At 68.2% G+C, this 19593-nt stretch carries 16 protein-coding genes and 1 riboswitch; of the genes, 10 read left to right on the top strand and 6 right to left on the bottom strand.

The features are described from left to right. The first annotated feature begins 2 nt into the window (after positions 1-2). Genes J2T23_RS16660 through J2T23_RS16650 form a run of 3 tightly spaced genes read left to right on the top strand, consistent with a single transcriptional unit; the run spans position 3 to position 3402 of the window. A complete protein-coding gene (locus tag J2T23_RS16660; protein ID WP_141158126.1) occupies positions 3-725 on the top strand; it encodes an ABC transporter ATP-binding protein in 723 nt (240 codons plus the stop codon). Beyond that, positions 722-2758 carry a YhgE/Pip domain-containing protein gene (locus J2T23_RS16655; protein ID WP_141180759.1) on the top strand — a complete coding sequence of 679 codons (2037 nt, stop codon included), beginning with the start codon at positions 722-724 and terminating at the stop codon, positions 2756-2758. Before J2T23_RS16660 ends, J2T23_RS16655 begins: the two co-directional genes overlap by 4 nt. After that, positions 2755-3402 carry a TetR/AcrR family transcriptional regulator gene (locus tag J2T23_RS16650; RefSeq protein WP_141180758.1) on the top strand — a complete coding sequence of 216 codons (648 nt, stop codon included), beginning with the start codon at positions 2755-2757 and terminating at the stop codon, positions 3400-3402. The genes J2T23_RS16655 and J2T23_RS16650 overlap by 4 nt, the downstream gene beginning before the upstream one ends. A gap of 568 nt (positions 3403-3970) precedes the next feature. On the opposite strand, the gene J2T23_RS16645 is transcribed toward J2T23_RS16650, so the two are convergent. Next, entirely contained in the window at positions 3971-4975 is a 1005-nt protein-coding gene (locus J2T23_RS16645) for an EamA family transporter (RefSeq protein ID WP_307361795.1), read from the bottom strand. Positions 4976-5047: 72 nt separating this feature from the next. On the opposite strand from J2T23_RS16645, the gene J2T23_RS16640 reads away from it, so the two are divergent. After that, complete coding sequence (locus J2T23_RS16640) at positions 5048-5977, top strand: LysR family transcriptional regulator (protein WP_307361791.1); 930 nt, start codon at positions 5048-5050, stop codon at positions 5975-5977. On the opposite strand, the gene J2T23_RS16635 is transcribed toward J2T23_RS16640, so the two are convergent. The 3 genes from J2T23_RS16635 to J2T23_RS16625 form a co-directional block, all read right to left on the bottom strand. Further along, a complete protein-coding gene (locus tag J2T23_RS16635) occupies positions 5955-6482 on the bottom strand; it encodes a SixA phosphatase family protein (protein WP_141158131.1) in 528 nt (175 codons plus the stop codon). The genes J2T23_RS16640 and J2T23_RS16635 overlap by 23 nt on opposite strands. 111 nt (positions 6483-6593) lie before the next feature. Continuing rightward, complete coding sequence (locus J2T23_RS16630) at positions 6594-7460, bottom strand: winged helix-turn-helix domain-containing protein (protein ID WP_141158132.1); 867 nt, start codon at positions 7458-7460, stop codon at positions 6594-6596. Positions 7461-8018: 558 nt separating this feature from the next. Continuing rightward, the gene (locus J2T23_RS16625) at positions 8019-9014 is read right to left on the bottom strand and encodes a hypothetical protein (protein ID WP_307361788.1); all 996 of its coding nucleotides are present in this window, start codon (positions 9012-9014) and stop codon (positions 8019-8021) included. Positions 9015-9240: 226 nt separating this feature from the next. Between J2T23_RS16625 and J2T23_RS16620 the strand changes: the two genes are divergently transcribed. From J2T23_RS16620 to J2T23_RS16595, 6 genes are all read left to right on the top strand, one after another. Further along, positions 9241-9981, top strand: coding sequence for a response regulator transcription factor (locus J2T23_RS16620; protein WP_141158133.1), 741 nt, complete (start codon positions 9241-9243; stop codon positions 9979-9981). Further along, positions 9959-11470: a sensor histidine kinase gene (locus J2T23_RS16615; protein WP_370871452.1), complete on the top strand. Its 1512-nt coding sequence runs from the start codon at positions 9959-9961 to the stop codon at positions 11468-11470. Before J2T23_RS16620 ends, J2T23_RS16615 begins: the two co-directional genes overlap by 23 nt. Before the next feature lie 86 nt (positions 11471-11556). Continuing rightward, positions 11557-12951: a bifunctional glycosyltransferase family 2/GtrA family protein gene (locus J2T23_RS16610; protein WP_246857348.1), complete on the top strand. Its 1395-nt coding sequence runs from the start codon at positions 11557-11559 to the stop codon at positions 12949-12951. Further along, a complete protein-coding gene (locus J2T23_RS16605) occupies positions 12948-15041 on the top strand; it encodes a glycosyltransferase family 39 protein (RefSeq protein WP_141180754.1) in 2094 nt (697 codons plus the stop codon). The genes J2T23_RS16610 and J2T23_RS16605 overlap by 4 nt, the downstream gene beginning before the upstream one ends. Before the next feature lie 6 nt (positions 15042-15047). Continuing rightward, entirely contained in the window at positions 15048-17201 is a 2154-nt protein-coding gene (locus J2T23_RS16600) for an ArnT family glycosyltransferase (protein ID WP_307361784.1), read from the top strand. 199 nt (positions 17202-17400) lie between these two features. Beyond that, a riboswitch (cyclic di-AMP (ydaO/yuaA leader) is annotated at positions 17401-17564 on the top strand. Between the two features lie 5 nt (positions 17565-17569). Further along, positions 17570-18268: an aggregation-promoting factor C-terminal-like domain-containing protein gene (locus J2T23_RS16595; RefSeq protein WP_307361782.1), complete on the top strand. Its 699-nt coding sequence runs from the start codon at positions 17570-17572 to the stop codon at positions 18266-18268. Between the two features lie 175 nt (positions 18269-18443). Here the strand turns inward: J2T23_RS16595 and J2T23_RS16590 are convergent, their stop codons facing one another. Further along, positions 18444-18848, bottom strand: coding sequence for a VOC family protein (locus tag J2T23_RS16590; RefSeq protein ID WP_307361781.1), 405 nt, complete (start codon positions 18846-18848; stop codon positions 18444-18446). 103 nt (positions 18849-18951) lie between these two features. Next, the gene (gene upp / locus J2T23_RS16585) at positions 18952-19587 is read right to left on the bottom strand and encodes a uracil phosphoribosyltransferase (RefSeq protein ID WP_141158139.1); all 636 of its coding nucleotides are present in this window, start codon (positions 19585-19587) and stop codon (positions 18952-18954) included. Positions 19588-19593 lie beyond the last annotated feature (6 nt).

The raw sequence follows: 19593 nt of genomic DNA, 5'->3' as shown, positions 1-19593 counted from the left end.
CGTTGCTCTCTGCACATCAGCTCCAGGCCAAAGGGCGCCGGGATCCGCTGCTTCCCCCCACTTCGGTGACGGTGGCGCGCGGCGAACTGCTGCTCGTCACCGGGGACAGGCAGGACCAGCGCACGGCGTTGTCCCTCCTGCTCAGCGGCCGGATGAAAGCAACGGAAGGGCAGCTCAGCTGGGACGGCAGTTCCCGGACCAGGCAGCTGCGCCTGTCCGCTGCCCTGGTGGACTCCCCCGGCGTCAACGAACCCGAGGAACACCTCAGCGTCCGGGACCTGGTGACCGAGGACCTCGCCCTGGTGCCCCGCCGGTACCGGGGTGCTCTGCTCAGCGGCCCGTGGCTGAAGGTCAACCGCTTCGAAGATATCGCCGGCCTGTGGACGGAGCAGCTGGATCCGGAGCGGCGGCTTGAACTGCTCACCGCGCTGGCCCTGGCCAATCCCCGCACGGACCTGCTGGTGGTTGACTCACCGGACCGGCACAGCGCCGACGACCTCACGTGGCTGCCACGCCTCCGGGAGCTGGCGTACGACGCCGGGCGGCCCCTCGCCGTCGTAGCGGCGGTCAGCGCCGTCCCCGCCTCGTGGGACGGACCGGTGGCCGCGATCGGCAACGCGGCGCCCGAACCCGAACCTGGGACCACCGCCGGCAAGCACTCCGCCGGGGCGGAGACCGCCCCCGAAGACCAGGAAACCGAACTCGAAACCGAGGTTGCCAAGTGACTGTCCTGCGGCTGGCCCGCTCCGAACTCAAGCGCATGACCGGTGGGCTGCTGCCCAAGCTGACCATCCTGGCGCTGACCATGGTCCCGCTGCTCTACGGCGCCGTCTACCTGTACGCGAACTGGGACCCCTACGGCCACCTGAACAACCTGGATGCCGCCCTGGTGGTGGAGGACTCCGGTGCCACCAATGCCGACGGCACGCGCCTCGAGGCCGGGACAAAGGTGGCGGACAGCCTGGTGGAGGGCAACGTGTTCCACTGGGTGCCGGTGGAAAGCTCGGCGGAAGCGGATGCCGGCGTCAGCAGCGGCCAGTACGCGTTCGCGCTGAAGATCCCCAAGGATTTCTCCGCCAACCTGGTCTCGCCGGGCAGCTTTGATTCCGCGAGCCAGGCCATGCTGAACGTGACTACGAACGATGCGAACAACTACCTCCTGAGCACCATCGTGGACAAGCTGACCACGGCCGTGCACACCACGGTGGCCAAGGAAGTGGGCGAGGAAACCGCCAACCAGCTGCTCACAGGATTTGGCACCATCCACTCCAAGATGGTCCAGGCGGCGGACGGCGCCTCCCAGCTGGCCGACGGCGTGGCCACGCTCAGGGACGGTGCGGTCACCCTCCACGAGGGGACCTCAGCCCTGAGCAGCGGCGCGGACCAGCTGTACGCGGGCCAGCTGAAGCTGCGCGACGGCGCCAACCAGCTGACAGACGGCGCCGGGCAGCTCAGCAGCGGCCTGGCGGTCCTCAAGGACAAGACAGCCACCCTGCCCACCGATACCCAGACCCTGGCTTCCGGCGCCGCCCAGGTGGCCGCGGGAAACGCCCAGCTCAACGCCAAGGTCCAGGACATGGCAGCCCAACTGGAGGCGGCGGACCAGGGCCTGCGCAGCCGTGTGGTCGAATCCAACAGCAGGCTGGTCGCGTCCGGCGTCCTGACCCAGGACCAGGCGGACAAAGTCCTGGCGGACTTCGATGCCGCCGGCACGTCCAGCCCGGTGGCAGCCGCCAAGGGCAAGATCCAGGCGGATGCGGCCCAGGTCCAGCAGTTGGCCAACGGCTCCGAAGCGGTCAGCGTCGGCGCCGCCCGGCTGGCGGCCGGGATGCCGGCACTCAGGGACGCCATCTCGCAGGCCTCGGCGGGGGCTGACCAGCTGCATACGGGTGCCGCGGCGCTGGCAGCCGGTGAGCAGTCCGCCGTCGACGGAGCCGCCAGCCTTGCCGACGGCGCACGGAAGGTCGACGCCGGTGCCGCCCAGCTTGCGGACGGCGCGGGCCAGGCCGCCACCGGCTCCCGTACCCTGTCGGACGAGATCGGCAAGGGCGCCGGGCAGGTCCCCAACCCTGACGACGCACAGAAGAGCAACCTGTCCCAGGTAATGGCAGATCCTGTGGCGGTCAGCAACGTCTCCCAGGCCAAGGCCGGGTCCTACGGTGCCGGGCTGGCGCCGTTCTTCCTCACGCTGGCCATGTGGATCGGGATCTTCATGCTGGTCCAGGCCATGCGCCCCATAACGCAGCGTGCACTGGCATCCAATGCGCCGTCGTGGAAGATCGCCCTGGGCGGCTGGCTGCCCTTCTTCGTGGTTTCGGTGGTGCAGGCATCGCTGTTGACCTTGGTGGCGGACGCCGCGCTGGGGCTCAACCCCTCCCATCCGGTCCTGATGTGGCTGTTGATGCTGGCCGCTGCCATGGCATTCAGCGCGCTCATCCAGGGCATCGTGGCGCTGCTGGGCTCCCCCGGCAAGCTGGTGGTCCTCATCCTCCTGGTCCTCCAGCTGGTGTCTTCCGGCGGCACGTTCCCGTGGCAGACCACGCCGGAGCCCCTGCATGTGGTGCACCAGGTCCTGCCGATGGGATATGTGGTGACCGGAATGCGGCACTTGATCTACGGCGGGGACCTGTCCATGATTGCCCCTACCTTCGTGGGACTGCTGGGCTACACTTTGCTGGGCGCGGCCATGTCCACCCTCGCGGTGCGGAAGAACAAGTACTGGACGCTCAAGACCCTGAAGCCGGAGATCGCGGTATGACCACTGAACTGACACCCGCCGGCAAGGGGCTGCGGCCCGCCAGGACCAACGCCACCCGCCAGAAGCTCTTCGACGCCTCCATGGAACTGATCGGCGAGCGCGGGGCCGCCAGCGTCACCGTGGATGAGATCGCGGCAGCGGCGGGAGTCTCCAAGGGCACCGTCTACTACAACTTCGGCAGCAAGTCGGAGCTGATCGCACAGCTCCTGCGGCATGGCGTGGACATCCTCAAGGCGCGGCTGCTCGAGGCCGCCGACGCCGGAGCGACCGGCCGCGACCCGTTGCTCGCCATGGAAGCGATGATCGGCCAGGCCATGGACTTCATGGCAGAGTACCCCTCCTTCGCGCGCCTCTGGGTCAGCGAAAACTGGCGGATACCCAGCGAATGGCAGGGCACGTTCTCCGTGCTGCGCGGGGAGCTCCTGGAGGTCATCGGCCAGGCCGTGGAAAAGGTGGCCGAGGCGTACCCAGTGGACGATTCGGTGTCCAGGGGCAGCCTGGAAACGGCCATCTTTGGCGCATGCTTCGTGGTGGGCCTTGACCGGCAGACCTACAACCCCGAGCGCACCCGTGACCAAAGCGTTGCAGCAATCATGGCGATCATGCGCGGCTACGTCCTGAAGGGGCCAGCTCCTCGGGGATGATGGAGCACATGCGCCATACGGGGAAGAGCGGAAAGTTCGCGGTGATCTGCGGCATCGTTGCTGCGGGGCTGCTGGTGCTCACGGCGATGACCCTCGCCGAGCCGGTGTTCGTTGCGTTTGCGGGTGTCCTGGGGCTGGCGTACCTGGCAGCAGTCGCCGAGGTCCTGGTCCGGCGGCGGCATGCGGCGCTGCTGGCCGCCGGCGCCGGCACCGCGCTGGCCCTCGGCTTTTCCCTGGCGTTCCTCAGCACCTGGGAGCTGGCATTCGACGGCCAGTCCTCCCTCCTGGGCACGCCGCTGCCCACGAATGATCCCGACAACTACTTCTTTGGGGCCGCCTGCGCCCTGGTGGCCACCTTCGGCGTCCTCTTCCTGGGCGCATTGTTGCCGGGAAGGCGGCGTCCGGCAACTGTCCGCAGGCCGGCGGCACGGCCAGCGGCACAGCGTCCTTCCTCCCAGCGCGGCCCATCACCACGGACCGGTGCAACGACGGCACGCAGCCCCCGGGCCGCCGCACCCCCCGCACCCAGGACAGGCGGTCAAAAAGCCGGCGCACAGGGATCTGCCGCTCAGCGGACGTCGGCGCCCCGGTCCGCCGCCCGCGCGGTGTCCACCGCGGCCAAGCGACCGCCGTCGTCCGCTCCACCCGCGCCGAGGCCGGCACCCAGGTCCGGCAGCGGCTCCGTCCCCCGCCGCTGACGCTGCCTGCCTGGACCGGTGAGCACCGCCGTCGCCACGCCGCCCAGGAGGAGCATGCCGCCTGCCAGCTCCGTCGGCGAAGGCACCTCCGCGAGGACCAGCCACGCAGCGCTCATGCCCACCACCGGCACCAGCAACGTAAAGGGAACAACGGCCGACGACGGGTGGCTGGCAAGGAGCCGGTTCCAGATTCCGTAGCCCACCAGCGAGGCGAAAACAGCGGTGTACAGGGCACTGAGCATGGTGGGTGCCTGAAGGGTGGCCAGCGACTGCCAGACGGTGCCGGGCCCGTCCACCAGCAGTGAAAGCGCTGCCAGCGGAAGCGGCACCACTGCGCCTGACCACACCACCAGCCCCAAACCCGACGCTGCTTTGGCTTTCCGGGCGATGACGTTTCCGGCCGCCCAGGAGAGCGCAGCGGCCAGGACAATGACCAGCGGGAGCAGCGGTGCCACGGCGCTGCGTCCCACGGCCACGAGGGCGAGTCCGGCCACGCCAAGCACCACCCCCGCCAGCTGGCGCCGGCTGGGCCGCTCGCCCAGGAAGGCCGCAGCGAGCAGGACGGTCAGCAGCACCTGCGCCTGCAGGACCAGCGATGCAAGGCCCGCGGGCATGCCCAGCGCCATGGCGAGGTAGAGAAGGCCGAACTGGCCGGCGCTCATAAAGAGCCCGACCCCGACAATGGCCTTCCAGGAGACCTCCGGCTTCCGGACAAAGAAGATCCACGGGAAGACCACCAGGACGAAGCGCATGGCCACGAACAGCAGCGGCGGGAACTCCTGGCCGCCCGCGTGCAGCCCGACGTCAATGGCCACGAAGTTCAGGCCCCACAGCAGGGCAACGACGACGGCAAGGAGGGAATCGCGCAGGTTCACCCTCCCACTCTGGCAGAGCCACGAATGAAGCACCAGCGCCTAATTCAACACTAAATCATGTACCTTTGCTTCATGATCGACATCGGGTCCCTGCGCGCCCTCGCGGCCATCGAGCAGCACGGTACAGTCATTGCCGCCGCGGAAGCGATGGGGTTCAGCCCGTCGGCCGTATCCCAGCAGGTGAAGAAGCTGGAGAAGGAGGGCGGGTTCGCGGTCCTGGAACGCCGCGGCCGCGGGGTCCTGCTGACCGAACGCGGGCTGGCCCTGGCCGCTTATGGCCGGCGCATCCTGGCCGAGCTCGAGGAACTCGAGTCAACACTGCTGGCGGATCCGGACAAGCCCAGCGGCAGCCTCCGCCTCGTTTCGTTCTCCACCGCCTGCCGGGGTTTGGTGGGACCCATGCTCGCGCGGATTGGGCAGTCGGAGGCCGCACTCGAGATTTCCGTCCTGGCGGAGGATCCGCGCGAGGCCGTGGCCCGGGTTGCCAATGGCGAAGCCGACCTGGGCCTGGTGCACAACTGGAACTCGGTGCCGCTGGTGATCCCGGAGCACCTGGCGCTTGAATGGCTCTGCGAGGACGTGGCGGATGTCCTGGTGCACGGCAGCCACCCGCTCGCGAAACAATCCTCGGTGGAACCCGCGGAACTGGTGGATGAGCGCTGGATCAGCACACCCGACGGGGCCATCTGCAATGAGGCCCTCCTGCGGATTTTCGCCGACCTGGGGCGGGTCCCGGACATCAGGATCTACGACCCCGATTTCGCCACGCATATCGCCTTGGTGGAGCAGGGAGTGGCTGTCGCTCTGGTACCCCGCCTTGGCCGGCCGGCGCTGCCTCCGGACGTGGCGGCCGTCCAGGTAGTGAAACCGGTCCAGGCCCGGCAAGTGGGGCTTGTCCACCGCAGAACCATGACGGCCAGCCCGGGCATCAGGCACGTAGCGGCGCTGCTGCGCGAGATTGCCGGCAGCGGGGTTGCCGCTAATGGGCCCGGGGAACCTTGAACCTGGTAATCCGGGCGTCCTGACCGTCCAGTTCCGCCCAGGGCTTCTCTGTCTCCAGGACGGTGAGCGCATTGGTGGGGAAGCGGGTGGCGGCGTCCATGTAGGCATCATGGTCCGAATCCCGTGAGGCCAGGTGCATGGCCAGGTCCTGCACGCCCGGCAGGTGCGCGATGAGCATCAGCGTGGTCACAGTGTCCGGCACGTGGTTGACCACCGCCAGCATCCGCAGGGCCGATGCCGCGTACAGGCCGTCTTCGAGTTTGGGCGTGGGCGCCTTGTCGCCGAGTTCGGCGCAGACCCAGGTGCACGTTTGCCGGGTACGCAGGGCGCTGGAGCACAAGATGAAGTCTGGCAGGATGTTGTGCTTGAGCAGCCAGCGCCCGGCCAGCGGGGCTTCGCGGTGTCCGCGTTCCTCAAGGGGCCTCTCGTGGTCCGCCACGCCTCCGGGCCAATCCGCCTTGGCATGGCGCATGATCACAAGGCGTCGGACATGGTGCGAACTCATGGCCCAAGCCTAGCGCCGGTGGGGAGGAACGAGCGCGGTCGCCCCAAGGACGCCTCGCGAAAGCGGAGGCGACCAGCCCGACAGGACAGGTCGCCTCCGCGCGAAAGAAACTTAGATCGAGTATTCCGGAGCGGCCCACACAACAACCTCAGGGTGCTCGTAGAACCGGTAGCCCTGGCCGCGGACGGTGCGGACCGTGTTGGCGAGGCGGCCGAGCTTGGAGCGGAGGCGGCGGATGTGGACGTCGATGGTGCGCTCGTTAGGCACTTCTTCGGCGTTGCGCCACAGCCCCTCGAGGAGCTCGTCGCGGCCCACGGTACGTGTGCCGTTTTCGACGAGGTAGTTGAGCAGCTCAAACTCCTTGAACGTCAGGTTCAGGGATTCGCCGTCAAGGTGGACTTCGCGGCGGGCGAGGTCGATGAGCACGCCGGAGGGACGCGGTTCCTGCGCCTGGGCGGGACGGGGCGTTTCGGTGCGCTGGCGGGAGTTGACCGTCGGGTCGCCAAAGGTGGAACGGACGACGTCGAGCGCGGAACCGGGGGTGCCTGCGGGGGCTACCGCCACGGCTGCGTAGCTCTCGGCACCGGAGACCAGGGACTGGGCGTAGGCGCGGATTTCCTGGGCGAGCTTGGCGATGGAGGTGCCGGCTGCTGCAGCGGTTTCCTCGTCGATGCCCATGTACAGGACGAACCCGCGGGCCACGTTGTCATTGGCTACCGGACGGACCTGGTTTGCGCCGGGCACCACAGGAGTGGGCGCGGTAATGGGAGCGGACTCGGCGGGGTGCACAGCACGGAGCTGGCCGTAGGAGTTCGGGTTGTATCCCTGCGGGGCGAAGCCCTGGGCCGGGAAGCCGCTTCCGGAAGTGGAGGGAGCAAGCGAGGGTCGCGGGCCGAAACCGGGACGGAGGCCGGAAGGCTGGCCTGCCTTGGCGGCGTTACGGACAGAGATGTGGACGTATCCGGATGCAACTGACATGAAATGCTTACCTCAATGTGAAATGGCCGTCTCCGCGGCTCGAATGCTGGCTTCCCCGTCACGCGGACCGGGGAGGGGCGCCCGACGCTGGGCTTGGGGGCGAATGCCTAAGAACTTCGGTGGGTGGGAAGGTCAGGCGTGCATTCGACAACAGCGCATGTCGGCAGCAGCGGATGTGCTGGGCCAATATTCTGCGGCTGCAGGTGCTGTTGAGTTCTTGTTCACATTGGAAGTGTGCCGCGTAACAATGCCAACTTGCAAGTAACAATGGACCGGATAGTCCGCATTGTGAGACAAAACGCGAAATTGTGCTGCATGTCACTATTTCGGAAGCAGGGAAGAATTTGAATGGTTATCCCGGCATCGCCCTGCTTTTCCAGCTTTTCCAGAATAAAATTCGACTAACGTCAGGTTTACCGAATACGTCCGAAATTCAACCGTTTGACGTGGAATCGCCATAGCCGTGTCCAGCCAGCGCCCCGCCTTCGGCCGGTTTTTTGCCCGCGACCGGGTGCGCGGCTACGAAGGCAGGACGGTCCGCCGGTGTTTAATGCCGCGTCAGTTGCTGCTGGTTCCGGAGTTGGGGGTCGTGGCGGTCGTGGATGTGGCCAGCTGGATGGTCTTCGCGGTGTACGTGTCCGACTCCTTGAGGGCCGTGACGCGCACCCTGGCCCCTGCGGCCACATTTGAGAGGCTGAGCGTACTGCCGGTGGAATTGCCGCCGCGCTGCCGCACTCCCTGGGTGACCTGGACGTCGGAGCCCACGGTGTAGGTACGGGAAAACCCGTCCTCGCTCTTCACGGTCAGGGACGTTCCCGAAATCCCGGTCACTGTGCCGGTTTGGCCAGCCATGGTGACGTAGCTGGAGCCTTCGAGGACGACATATTCAGAATGGACGGCCGCGTTGAGCCCCGCGGATCCCATGCCCAGCCCGCCGGGCCCACCGTCCATCCCCATGCCGCCGGCCATTCCGCCGCCGTCCACGCCGCTTTGGCCATCCGGACCTGTCATGCCGCCCTGGCTGCCCGGGCCGAACTGCCCCGCGGCACCCATTCCCTGGGCGCCGTTCGCCGCAGCCGTTCCGTTCCCGGCAGCATAGGCGCCGGCACCGGCTGCGGCGGCCACAACCACCGCAATGCCGCCCACCAGCGCACCCTTCTTCGCGGTCCAGTTCCCCTTGGCGGCCCGGGCCGGCGTACCGGGTGCGTACTGCTGCGGTGCGCCCCACCCCGTGCCGGGGCCGGGCACCCGGCCCGCTGCCGTCTTCGTACCCCACCCCGGGGAAGCCGAACCGGAAGCGGGGGCACCCCAACCCTGGGCGGGCTTCCCCTGCGGGGCCTGGTCCCAGTGTGGCTGGTCCCGGCCCGCCGGCTCCTGCGCGGCGGCATGTCCCTGGGTTTCCCATTCGCGGGCCCCGCCACCGCGGCCGTCGCCATCCGCCGAACCTTCCCAAACGGGCGCCGGCTTGTCCGCCTGCTCCCGGCCGTCATCGGCGGGGCGGCCCTGGCCGTTGCGGCCTGTTGCCCCCGGGTGGGCGTTGTCTTGCTGATCCATGGCTTCCTCCAGGAGGTCGTAGCGGTTGGTCGTGATGCTGTTGTCCCAACAGGCTCTGCCGCCTAGCTGTGCGGGGGCTGTGCTGCAAGCCAAGCCTTGCTGTGACCTGGCCGGGCCGCGCGGGAAGGCGCCACCCACCCAAGGGACAGGTGGCTAGGCTGGAGTTCACAGCCGAGACACAGCATTGGCAAAGCATCGGCAAACCGACAGATCGGAGAGTTGTCCCATGGCATCCCCGCACCCCATGACCAACAACCTTCCCCAGCTCACCCATCCGGATGGTTCCCCCATCCGCGCCCTGGTGGTCGATGACGAGCCCAGCCTGTCCGAACTGATGAGCATGGGCCTGCGAATGGCCGGCTGGTCGGTGGCCGTCGCCGCTGACGGACCCACGGCGGTCAAGCTCGCCAAGGACTTCCACCCGGACGTGCTTGTGCTCGATGTGATGCTGCCGGGGTTCGACGGCGTGGAGCTGCTGGGCAGGATCCGCGCCTTCGCGCCGGAGGTGCCGGCGCTGTTCCTGACGGCCAAGGATGATGTCCAGGACCGCATCGTGGGGCTGGCCGCCGGCGGGGACGACTACGTCACCAAACCCTTCAGCATGGAGGAGGTCCTGCTCCGCCTGCACCGGCTGGTACAGCGTTCCGGGGTGGCCGCGATGGACACCGCCGAGCTGGTGGTGGGCGATCTTGTCCTCAACGTGGACACCCGGGAAGTCACCCGCGCCGGGGACGACATCCAGTTGACGGCCACCCAGTTCGAGCTCCTCCGCTACCTGATGGAAAACCCGAAGCGCGTGGTCAGCAAGGCCCAGATCCTGGACCATGTGTGGGATTACGATTTCGGCGGGCAGGCCAACATCGTGGAACTGTACATCTCCTACCTGCGCAAGAAGATCGAAGCGAGCCACCCGCCGATGATCCACACCGTGCGCGGCGCGGGCTATGTCATCAAGCCTGCAGACTAGCCAAAGGAAACGCGTGTCTCTTTCCGGAGTCCCCCGGCCCGCCGGCCGGTCCTGGTTCAACCCCTCCACCTGGCACCTCCGTACCCGGCTGATCCTGTTGTCCATGGCCCTCCTGGTGGCCATCTCCGGCGCCATCGGGGTGGTCAGCTACGCGTCGATGGACGTAGTCCTCACCAACCAGCTGGATGCGCAGCTGATGCTGGCCTCCCGCGGGCGTCCACCGGAAGGCAACCCTTCCGGCCGCCCCGACCCCCTGGACGCGCGCGGGCAAAGCGTAGGCACGCTCAACGCCCGGGTGGTGAACGGACAGGTCAGCCGGGAAGCGGGCTTCCTCTCCTCGGATGCCACCCGCACCGCGCTGACCTCCCGCGACGTCGCCACGCTGCAGGCCCTCCCCCACAACGGCGTCCCGGTCAACCGGGAGCTGTCCAATGGCGACTACCGCCTCATGGCTACCGCAACCCCTTACGGCGATGTGGTGATCACAGGCCTGCCGCTGGCCACGAAACAGAGCACCGAAGCGTCACTGGTCCTGACGATGGTGCTGGTTTCGCTGGGTGGCCTGGTCCTCATCGGGCTGGCCGGCACGGCGTTGATCCGCCGGACCATGCGGCCGCTGGAGCAGCTCTCCGACGTCGCCACCAAGGTCTCCAAGCTGCCGCTCGACGCCGGTGAGGTGGCCCTGGCGGTTCGCGTGCCGGCGTCCGCGGCGCACCCCACCACCGAGGTGGGCAGCGTGGGCCACGCCCTGAACCTGATGCTGGACAACGTCTCCAGCGCGCTGGAAGCCCGGCAGCGCAGCGAGATGAAGGTGCGCCAGTTTGTGGCCGACGCCTCCCACGAACTTCGAACCCCGCTGACCGCCATCCGCGGCTACACCGAACTGATGCGCATGACCGAGCAGCTGACCGAAGACGGCCGGAAGTCGCTGGGCCGGGTGCAGAGCCAGTCGGAGCGCATGACCGCGCTGGTCGAGGACCTGCTGCTGCTGGCCAGGCTGGATGAGGGCAAGGCCACCGAAACCACGGACGTGGACCTGACCCAGCTGGTGGTCGAGACCGTCAGCGACGAGAAGGTCATGGCTCCGGACCATACCTGGCAGCTGACGTTGCCGGACGAGCCGGTCACGGTCCGCGGGGACACCACCCAGCTGCACCAGGTGCTGGCGAATTTGCTCTCCAACGCCCGGAAGCACACGCCGGCCGGGACCACCGTGACCACCGGCGTGATGCGCTCGGCCGATGGCAGTGTGGTGGTCACCGTCACCGACGACGGGCCCGGCATCCCGGCCGAATTCCAGGGCAGCATCTTCTCGCGCTTCACCCGGGCGGACGCCGCCCGCTCCGGCTCCGAGGGTTCCTCCGGCCTGGGCCTGTCCATTGTCGAATCCATCGTCATGGCCCACGGCGGCACCGTGGAACTGGTTTCGCGGCCGGGGAGGACCGAGTTCGCCGTCCGTCTTCCGGCCGCCGGTTCCGCCGCATCCTGACCGGCGTCCCACCTCGGGCTGACTTACACAGGCACGTCACAGGTTGCGCCTAAAGCCCACAAATAAGGCGGCGCCACTGTTGATGCATGACGCTCACCGACTCCACTTCAGGAACCCTGCAGGACGCCGCGGTAGCGCCGCCGGGCCTTCCTTCCGGGGGACGTGCCGTACGGCGCGCCCCCGTTGACACGCGCACCGCCGTCCCCGTCCTTGATGTCACCATCCCCGTCTTCAACGAGGAGCGTGACCTTGAGGAATGCCTCCGCAGGCTCCACGGGCACCTGCTGGATACCTTCCCGCACACTTTCCGGATCACCGTGGCGGACAACGCCAGCACGGACGGAACCCTGAAGATCGCCGAACGGCTGGCCCGCGAGTTCCCGGAGGTCACGGTGGTCCACCTGGATGAGAAGGGCCGCGGGAATGCACTGCGGAAAGTGTGGCTGGCTTCCCCATCCCCGGTCCTGGCCTACATGGACGTGGACCTTTCCACCGACCTTGCAGCGCTGCCCCCCTTGCTGGCACCCCTGATTTCCGGGCACTCGGACCTGGCAATCGGCACCCGCCTGACCCGCAACTCCCGCGTTGTCCGCGGGCCAAAGCGGGAGTTCATCTCGCGCGGCTACAACCTGATGCTCCATTCACTGATGGCTGCCCGGTTCAGTGATGCCCAGTGCGGGTTCAAGGCCATCCGGGCCGACGTCGCCCAGCAGATCCTCCCCTACACGGTGGACAACTCGTGGTTCTTCGACACCGAGTTGCTGGTCCTGGCCGAACGTTGCGGCCTGCGCGTCCATGAAGTCCCCGTGGACTGGGTTGACGACCCGGATTCGAGCGTTGACGTGGTCCGCACGGCGCTGGCCGACATCCGTGGGATGGCACGGCTCACCCGCGACCTGGTCTACGGCCGGATCCCGGTCCCGGAACTGCGCGCAGCCCTGGCGCGGGGGCCGCTGCCCGCGTCGTCGCGGGCCGACGAACAGACCCGCCGCGGCAGCCTCTTCGGCCAGCTGGTCCGTTTCGCCGCCATCGGTGCCGCCTCAACGCTTGCCTACCTGCTGATCTTCCTGTTCTGCCGAGGCTTCATGGATCCGCAGCTGGCAAACTTCCTGGCGCTGCTGGTCACCGCCGTGGCCAACACCGGAGCCAACCGGCGCTTCACGTTCGGCATCCAGGGCGGCAACCCGGTCCGGCACCATTTCGAGGGGCTCATCGTGTTCGGCATCGGCCTGGTGCTCACCTCCGGGGCGCTTGCCCTGGTGCACTGGACGACGACGCCTGACCGGTGGGCGGAAGTCCTCACCGTCCTGGCGGCGAACCTTGCGGCCACGGCTGTGCGGTTCCTGCTGTTCCGGCTCTGGGTGTTCCGGGAACGGACGCCGCGGACGCACACGGGCGGCACCACCATTGCGGCACAACAGCCCGTCGAAAACACCGAAGCCGGCACCCAGGCCCCCTCCACAGAAACGGCAGCATCATGACCTCCACTATTTCTCCCGCCGGCCACTCTGCCGGCACGCCGGCCCCTTCCCCCGTCCCGGACCTCCGGCGGGCATCCGGCGGGACCACGCCCCGCTGGCAGCGCTACGCCTTCGGGAACCAGGCACGCTGGGTGCGGCCTTCCGCAGCCGCGCTACTGCTGGCCACTGCCGTCCTGTACCTGTGGAACCTCGCAGCAACCGGCTACGGAAACTCGTTTTACGCCGCAGCCATCCAGGCCGGCACCAAGGACTGGACCGCCTTCCTCTTCGGCTCGCTCGACGCCGGCAACGCCATCACCGTTGATAAACCACCTGCGGCGCTATGGATCCCGGCCCTCGTGGGCCGTATCTTCGGATTCTCGTCACTCAGCATGCTGGTGCCTGAAGCGCTCATGGGCGTGGCCGCCGTCGGCTTCCTCTACCTTGCGGTCAAGAGGGTTTCCGGGCCTGCGGCAGGCCTGCTGGCAGGTGGGGCCCTGGCGCTGACGCCCGTGGCTGCGCTCATGTTCAAGTTCAACAACCCGGACGCCATGCTCACCTTGTGCCTGGTGCTGGCGGCTTACTTCACCACCCGGGCCATCGAGCGTGCGGGCTGGAAATGGCTGGTGGCGGCGGGCGCCGTGATTGGCCTGGCGTTCCTCACCAAAATGCTGCAGGGATTCCTGGTGGTACCGGCGCTGGCGCTGGCTTACCTGTGGGCGGCACCGGCCCCGGTGGGACGCCGGGTGGTGCACCTGCTGGGCGCACTCGGCGGCATCGTTGTGGTGGCCGGCAGCTACGTTGCCTTGTTCCAGCTGACGCCCGCCTCTGCCCGGCCGTACATGGCCGGGTCCACTACAAACAGCTTCCTCGAACTGACTTTCGGCTACAACGGGCTGGCCCGCATCACCGGTTCGGGTGAGGGGATGCCCGGCGGCGCCGCAGGAGGCGCAGCCGGCGGCCCAGGGGGCGGCTTCGGCGGAGGGAACGGAGGATTCGGCGGTGCCGCCGGCCTGCTCCGGATGTTCGGGACCAGCTTTGGCGGCGAGGTGTCGTGGCTGTTGCCCGCGGCGCTGGTCCTGCTGGTGGCCGGCCTGTGGTTCACGCGGCGTGAAGTGCGCACTTCACCGAGCCGCGCAGCGCTCATCCTGTGGGGCGGTTGGCTCCTGGTCACCGCCGGAGTCTTCAGCTTCATGAGCGGTATTGTCCACCCCTACTACTCCGTGGCGCTCGCCCCGGCGATCGCCGCCCTGATTGGCATCGGCGCCGTGGAACTTTGGCGCGGCCGTGCCTACTGGGCGGCGCGGATTGTGCTGGCCGTGACGGTCCTGGGCACCTCCATCTGGTCCGCCGTACTCCTGGGCCGGGATGCCGAGTGGCTCCCCTGGCTGCGCATCGCCGCGATCGTCCTTGGCGTCCTGGCAGCTGCCGGGATCCTCCTGCGCCTCGACGCACTGGGGGCGGGCGGACGGTTCCGGCGTGCAGGTACGGCCGCCGTCGTCGTCGTGTCCCTGCTGGCCGGCGGACTCGGCACAACTGCCTGGACCCTGGCCACCGCCGCTTCCGCGCACTCGGGCTCCATTCCGACGTCGGGGCCCGCGGGTTCGTCGGCAGGCGGCTTTGGGAACCGGGCCGCTGGCGCCCGCGGCGACCGCACGGACGCAGGCGCCGGAACTGACGGGGCAGCCTCCGGCAGTAACGGGTTCGACCCGGCGAACGGCTTTGACCCCACGACTGGAAATGGTGGTCCGGGCGGTGGCCCCGGCGGTGAAGGGACCACCGACGCCGCCGTGACCGCGCTGCTCTCCTCCACCACCACCAAATGGTCCGCCATCGTCTCGGGCGCCAGCCAGGCAGCCAGTCTGGAACTGGCCACCAACACCAACGTCATCGCGCTGGGCGGCTGGAACGGCGGGGATCCGTACCCCACGCTCGCCGAGTTTCAGGACATGGTGTCCAAGGGCGAGATCGGGTACTACATCCAGGGTGGCGGCATGGGCGGAGGCGGCATGGGCGGCCGCGGCGGCAACTCCGAGGTGGCCGCCTGGGTGCAGGCGAACTTCCAGGCGCAGACCGTGGGCAACTCCACCGTCTACCGCCTGGCGGAGTAGCACGCCATGGCCAGCCACTACCCGACCCCGCCGTTCTCAAGCACCGCGACCGGCGTTGAGCGTCCCTCCTGGGCACGGGCAGCCGGACCCCGGGCCGTAAGGGCCCGGGCTGCCGACGACGGGGGAACAACGTCCGCCGGGGACAGCGGGACAAAGTCCGTCCGGCCTCCGCGGAATCCCCAGGCCCTCCGGCGGCATCTGGAACTGGCGGCAGTACTGGCCGGAACGGCCGTGTTGTACCTGTGGAACCTCGGCGCATCAGGCTGGGCGAACGCGTTCTATTCCGCCGCGGCCCAGGCGGGATCGCAGGACCGGACTGCCTGGTTCTTCGGTTCCTCGGACGCTGCCAACTCCATCACGGTGGACAAGCCGCCGGCCTCGTTGTGGATCATGGGACTGTCCGTCCGGATCTTCGGATTGAACCCGTGGAGCATCCTGGTCCCGCAAGCGCTGATGGGGGTCGGGGCCGCCTGGCTGCTCCACCTTGCGGTGCGCCGAGCCGCGGTGCAGGCCACGGGTGACCACACCGTCGCCCACCGGGCCGGGTTGCTGGGCGCTGCCGTCCTCGCCCTCACGCCGGTTGCCACGCTGATGTTCAGGTTCAACAACCCTGACGCCCTGCTGGTGCTGCTCATGACTGCCGCCGGGTACGGGATCCTCCGTGCAATCCAGGAGGACCGGCTGCGCTGGCTCCTGCTGGCCGGCGTGTTCCTGGGCTTCGGCTTCCTGGCCAAGCAACTTCAGGTCCTGCTGGTGGTTCCCGGGTTCGCCCTGGCCTACATGGTTGCGGGGCCGGGCAGGCTGGGCCGGCGCCTCCTGCGGCTGGCCGCGGCAGGGGCGGCGATGGTTGTTTCCGCGGGCTGGTGGCTCGCGGCCGTCGAGCTGACGCCTGCCAGCATGCGGCCCTACATTGGCGGGTCGCAGGACAACTCCATCCTGGAACTCACCCTTGGCTACAACGGATTGGGGCGGCTGACGGGCGACGAAACGGGCAGCGTGGGCGGGGGCAACGGCTGGGGCGTCCCCGGCCTGTTCCGGATGTTCAACAGCGAGTTCGGTGGCCAAATAGCGTGGCTGCTGCCCTCCGCCCTGATCCTCGCGGCGGGCCTGCTGTGGGTGGGCCGACGGGCGCCGCGGACGGATCCGGTGCGTGCGTCGGTGGTGGCCTGGGGCTCGTGGGTCCTGGTGACGGGCCTGGTGTTCAGCTACATGGCCGGCATCATCCACCCCTACTACGCGGTGGCGCTGGCGCCCGGCATTGCGGCACTTACCGGCCTGGGCGCTGTTCTCCTGTGGCAGCACAGGCAGCAGCTGGCCGCTGCAATCCCGCTCGCGGCGGCGGTGGCAGCGGCAGCCCTGACGGCGTTCTCCCTGCTGGGCACCACCTCTGCCTACGGTCCGTGGCTGCGCTGGCTGGTGCTGGCGGCAGGGCTGGCCGCTTCCGCCGGAGTGGGCCTCAACCGGTTCCTGGGCCGCCGCTCCCTCCAGCGGACGACGGCGGTGCTGGCCGTTGCTGCGTCGCTCGCCGGGCCGCTTGCCTACTCCGTCTCCACGGCATCGGCGGTGCACAGCGGGGCAATCGTCAGCGCAGGCCCCACGTCAGGGTTCGGTGCGGGCCCGGGCGGTACGGGCCCGGGCGGAGCGCCCGGCGGCACTGGGGGCAACGGGAACGGATTTGGCACCGGTGGCACAGGCAGCACAGCCCAAGGCACGCAGGGACAGGGCACGCAGGGACAGGGCTTCCGGCAGCCAGGTACCCAAGGCGGCACAGGGTTTGCCGGGGGCCGCAGCGGAGGGATGGGCGGCCTCTTGGGTGCCCCGACGCCGTCGGCCGGGCTGCTCACCGCGCTCCGGGCGGGGGCCTCAAGCTACACCTGGGCTGCGGCCGTGGTGGGTTCGAACAACGCCGCCGGTTACCAGCTGGCAACCGAACTTCCAGTCATGGCGGTGGGCGGCTTCAACGGCACCGATCCCTCCCCCACGCTGGCGCAGTTCCAGGAGCTGGTGTCCCAGGGAAAGATCCATTTCTTCATCGCGGGCGGGACCATGCGTTCCACCAGCGGCTCGGATGCAGCAACGCAGATCGCTGAGTGGGTGGCCGCCAATTTCCAGTCGCAGAGCATCGGTGGCACCACGGTGTACGCCCTGGCAGGCCAGTAGCGAGGCAGTCCGGCCCGGACCGGAATTCCCCGGCGGGCTGGACTGCTTCCGTTTAGCGAATCCTCGGCGCGTGCGCCCGCAAACCGACGCGCGGAATCCGTGACTTCCGTTACCTAAATGTGACTTCTGCTTAATCTTCCTGTACCGTCGATTGGGTGCGGTTTCCGTTCGGGCCGCATATCCCGGGTTGACGCCAAGCTCTGCCGCTTCCCCGGATTCCGATTGAGCAACGGCAGAGGCGGGGGACCCACCGTCCCGGGCAATGACTGCCCTTGGGGTTAAGCCAGTACGTGATTTTCTTTCCGTACGGCCGGATGCCCTCATCCGAACCCGACAGCTAACTCCGCAGGTGTGAGAGGCGATCAATCATGTCCAAAAACACGGCAGAATCATGCCTGCAGGCTAAACACAGGGCCAAACCGCAGGCCAAGAAGACCACCCTCGGCCAGCGCGCCGCCGTCCTTGCGGCATCGTGCGCGGTACTGGTGGGGGTAGGCGCGGCCGGACAGGCCACCAGCAGCATGACCCCGGCGTCGTCCACCCAGTCAAACACGGCAGCAGCCGACGCCCAAATGAGCATCGAGAAGAGCGAAATCCGCTCCAACCCAGTGGAGAGCCCCGCTCCCGCAGCCATCAGCGTTGCACCGCAGGCGGCTGAACCGGCTCCGGCAGCAGCGCCCGCGGCTCCCGCACCGGCGGCACCTGCCCCGGCACCCGCACCGGCCCCTGCCCCCGAGCCTGCACCCGCCGTCGCAGTCAACGATCCCGCCGGCGCCCAGGCATACGCCGCCGGCCAGCTGGCCACATTCGGCTGGGGACCGGACCAGATGCAGTGCCTGCAGACCCTGTGGACCAAGGAATCCGACTGGACCACCACAGCTACCAATCCCAGCAGCGGGGCGTACGGAATAGTCCAGTCCCTCCCCGCCGAGAAGATGGCCAGCTCAGGTGCGGACTACCTCACCAACTACCGGACCCAGATCAACTGGGGCCTGGATTACATCAAGAAGAGCTACCAGTCCCCCTGCGGCGCACTGAACTTCCACCTGGCGCACAACTGGTACTAGGCACCATTTCCCTGCCGCGGCGCGTCGAAGCGGCACATTCAGCTGAGCCTTTCCAGCACTGACGGCCGCCCGACGACGCGTCCCTGGCCCCGCCGTCGTTCGCCTTGGAGTGGGGCCCGGCAGGGAACTACCGCGCAGTGAGGGCCGCATCCCCGGGGATGCGGCCCTCACTGGTTTAAGGTGCAGGGCTTGGCGCCGCGTCTGCCCCGGCGTTCCGCCACGGTATGCACTGGACAGACCACTTGTTGCCGTCCGGATCGGCGAAGTACACGAAGTGTCCCCAGTCCTGGACGTCCACGTCACTGACGTCCACACCGTTGGTTTTCAGGAAGTCATGCGCCGCGGTGATGTCGCTGACCACCAGTTGCAGGTTTGAGCCGGTGCCGGGAGGTGCGTCCGTCAGCCCCTCGCCAATGCAGATGGAGCAGGCCGAACCTGGCGGCGTCAGCTGCACGAAACGGAGGTCGTCCGAGGGCCGCTCATCATAGTCGGCGTTGAAGCCCACCTTGTTGACGTAGAAGTCCTTGGCGCGGTCAACGTCGGAGACAGGGACAAAGACAAGTTCGAGTTTCCAGTCCATCCGCACAGGCTAGCGGCGGGGCACCGGTCCGAAAAGGCCCAGCGCAAAATGAGAGCCGTCTGCGAAGTCCCTCCCCGACAGGTCCCGTCCGGACGGCGGGAGGCTACCCGGCGATGCCGTAGAGGCGGTCGCCGGCATCGCCCAGCCCGGGAACGATATAGGACTTCTCGTTGAGCTTCTCATCGATGGAGGCCAGGACGATGTGCACGTTTGCGTCGCCCAGTTCCTCCTCCAGCTTGGCCAGGCCCTCCGGAGCCGCCAGCAGGCAGATGCAGGTGACGTCCGAAGCGCCCCGCTTGAACAGGAACTTGATGGCCTCGCGCAGAGTGCCGCCGGTGGCCAGCATGGGGTCCAGGACGAACACCTGGCGGCCGGTCAGGTCCTCGGGGAGGCGCTCGGCGTAGGTGATGATGTCCAGCGTTTCCTCGTCCCGGGCCATGCCCAGGAAGCCCACCTCGGCGGTGGGGACCAGTTTGGTCATGCCCTCCAGCATGCCCAGGCCCGCCCGGAGGATGGGGACCACCAGCGGTGTGGGCTTGGTGAACGCCGTACCGATGGTGGTGCTGACAGGCGTTTCGATGGTGACGGGCTCGGTGCGGACCTCCCGCGTGGCTTCGTAGGCCAGCAGCGTCACCAGCTCTTCCGTCAGCTGCCGGAAGACAGGCGACGGCGTGTTCTTGTCCCGCAGGACGGTGAGCTTGTGGGCGACCAGGGGGTGGTCAACAACGAGAGTACGCATCCCCCA

Source organism: Pseudarthrobacter niigatensis, assembly GCF_030812615.1.
In the GTDB taxonomy this organism is placed as follows: domain Bacteria; phylum Actinomycetota; class Actinomycetes; order Actinomycetales; family Micrococcaceae; genus Arthrobacter; species Arthrobacter niigatensis.
The sequence above is the reverse complement of the archived record's forward strand: the minus strand, read 5'-3'. Positions and strand labels throughout refer to the sequence as shown.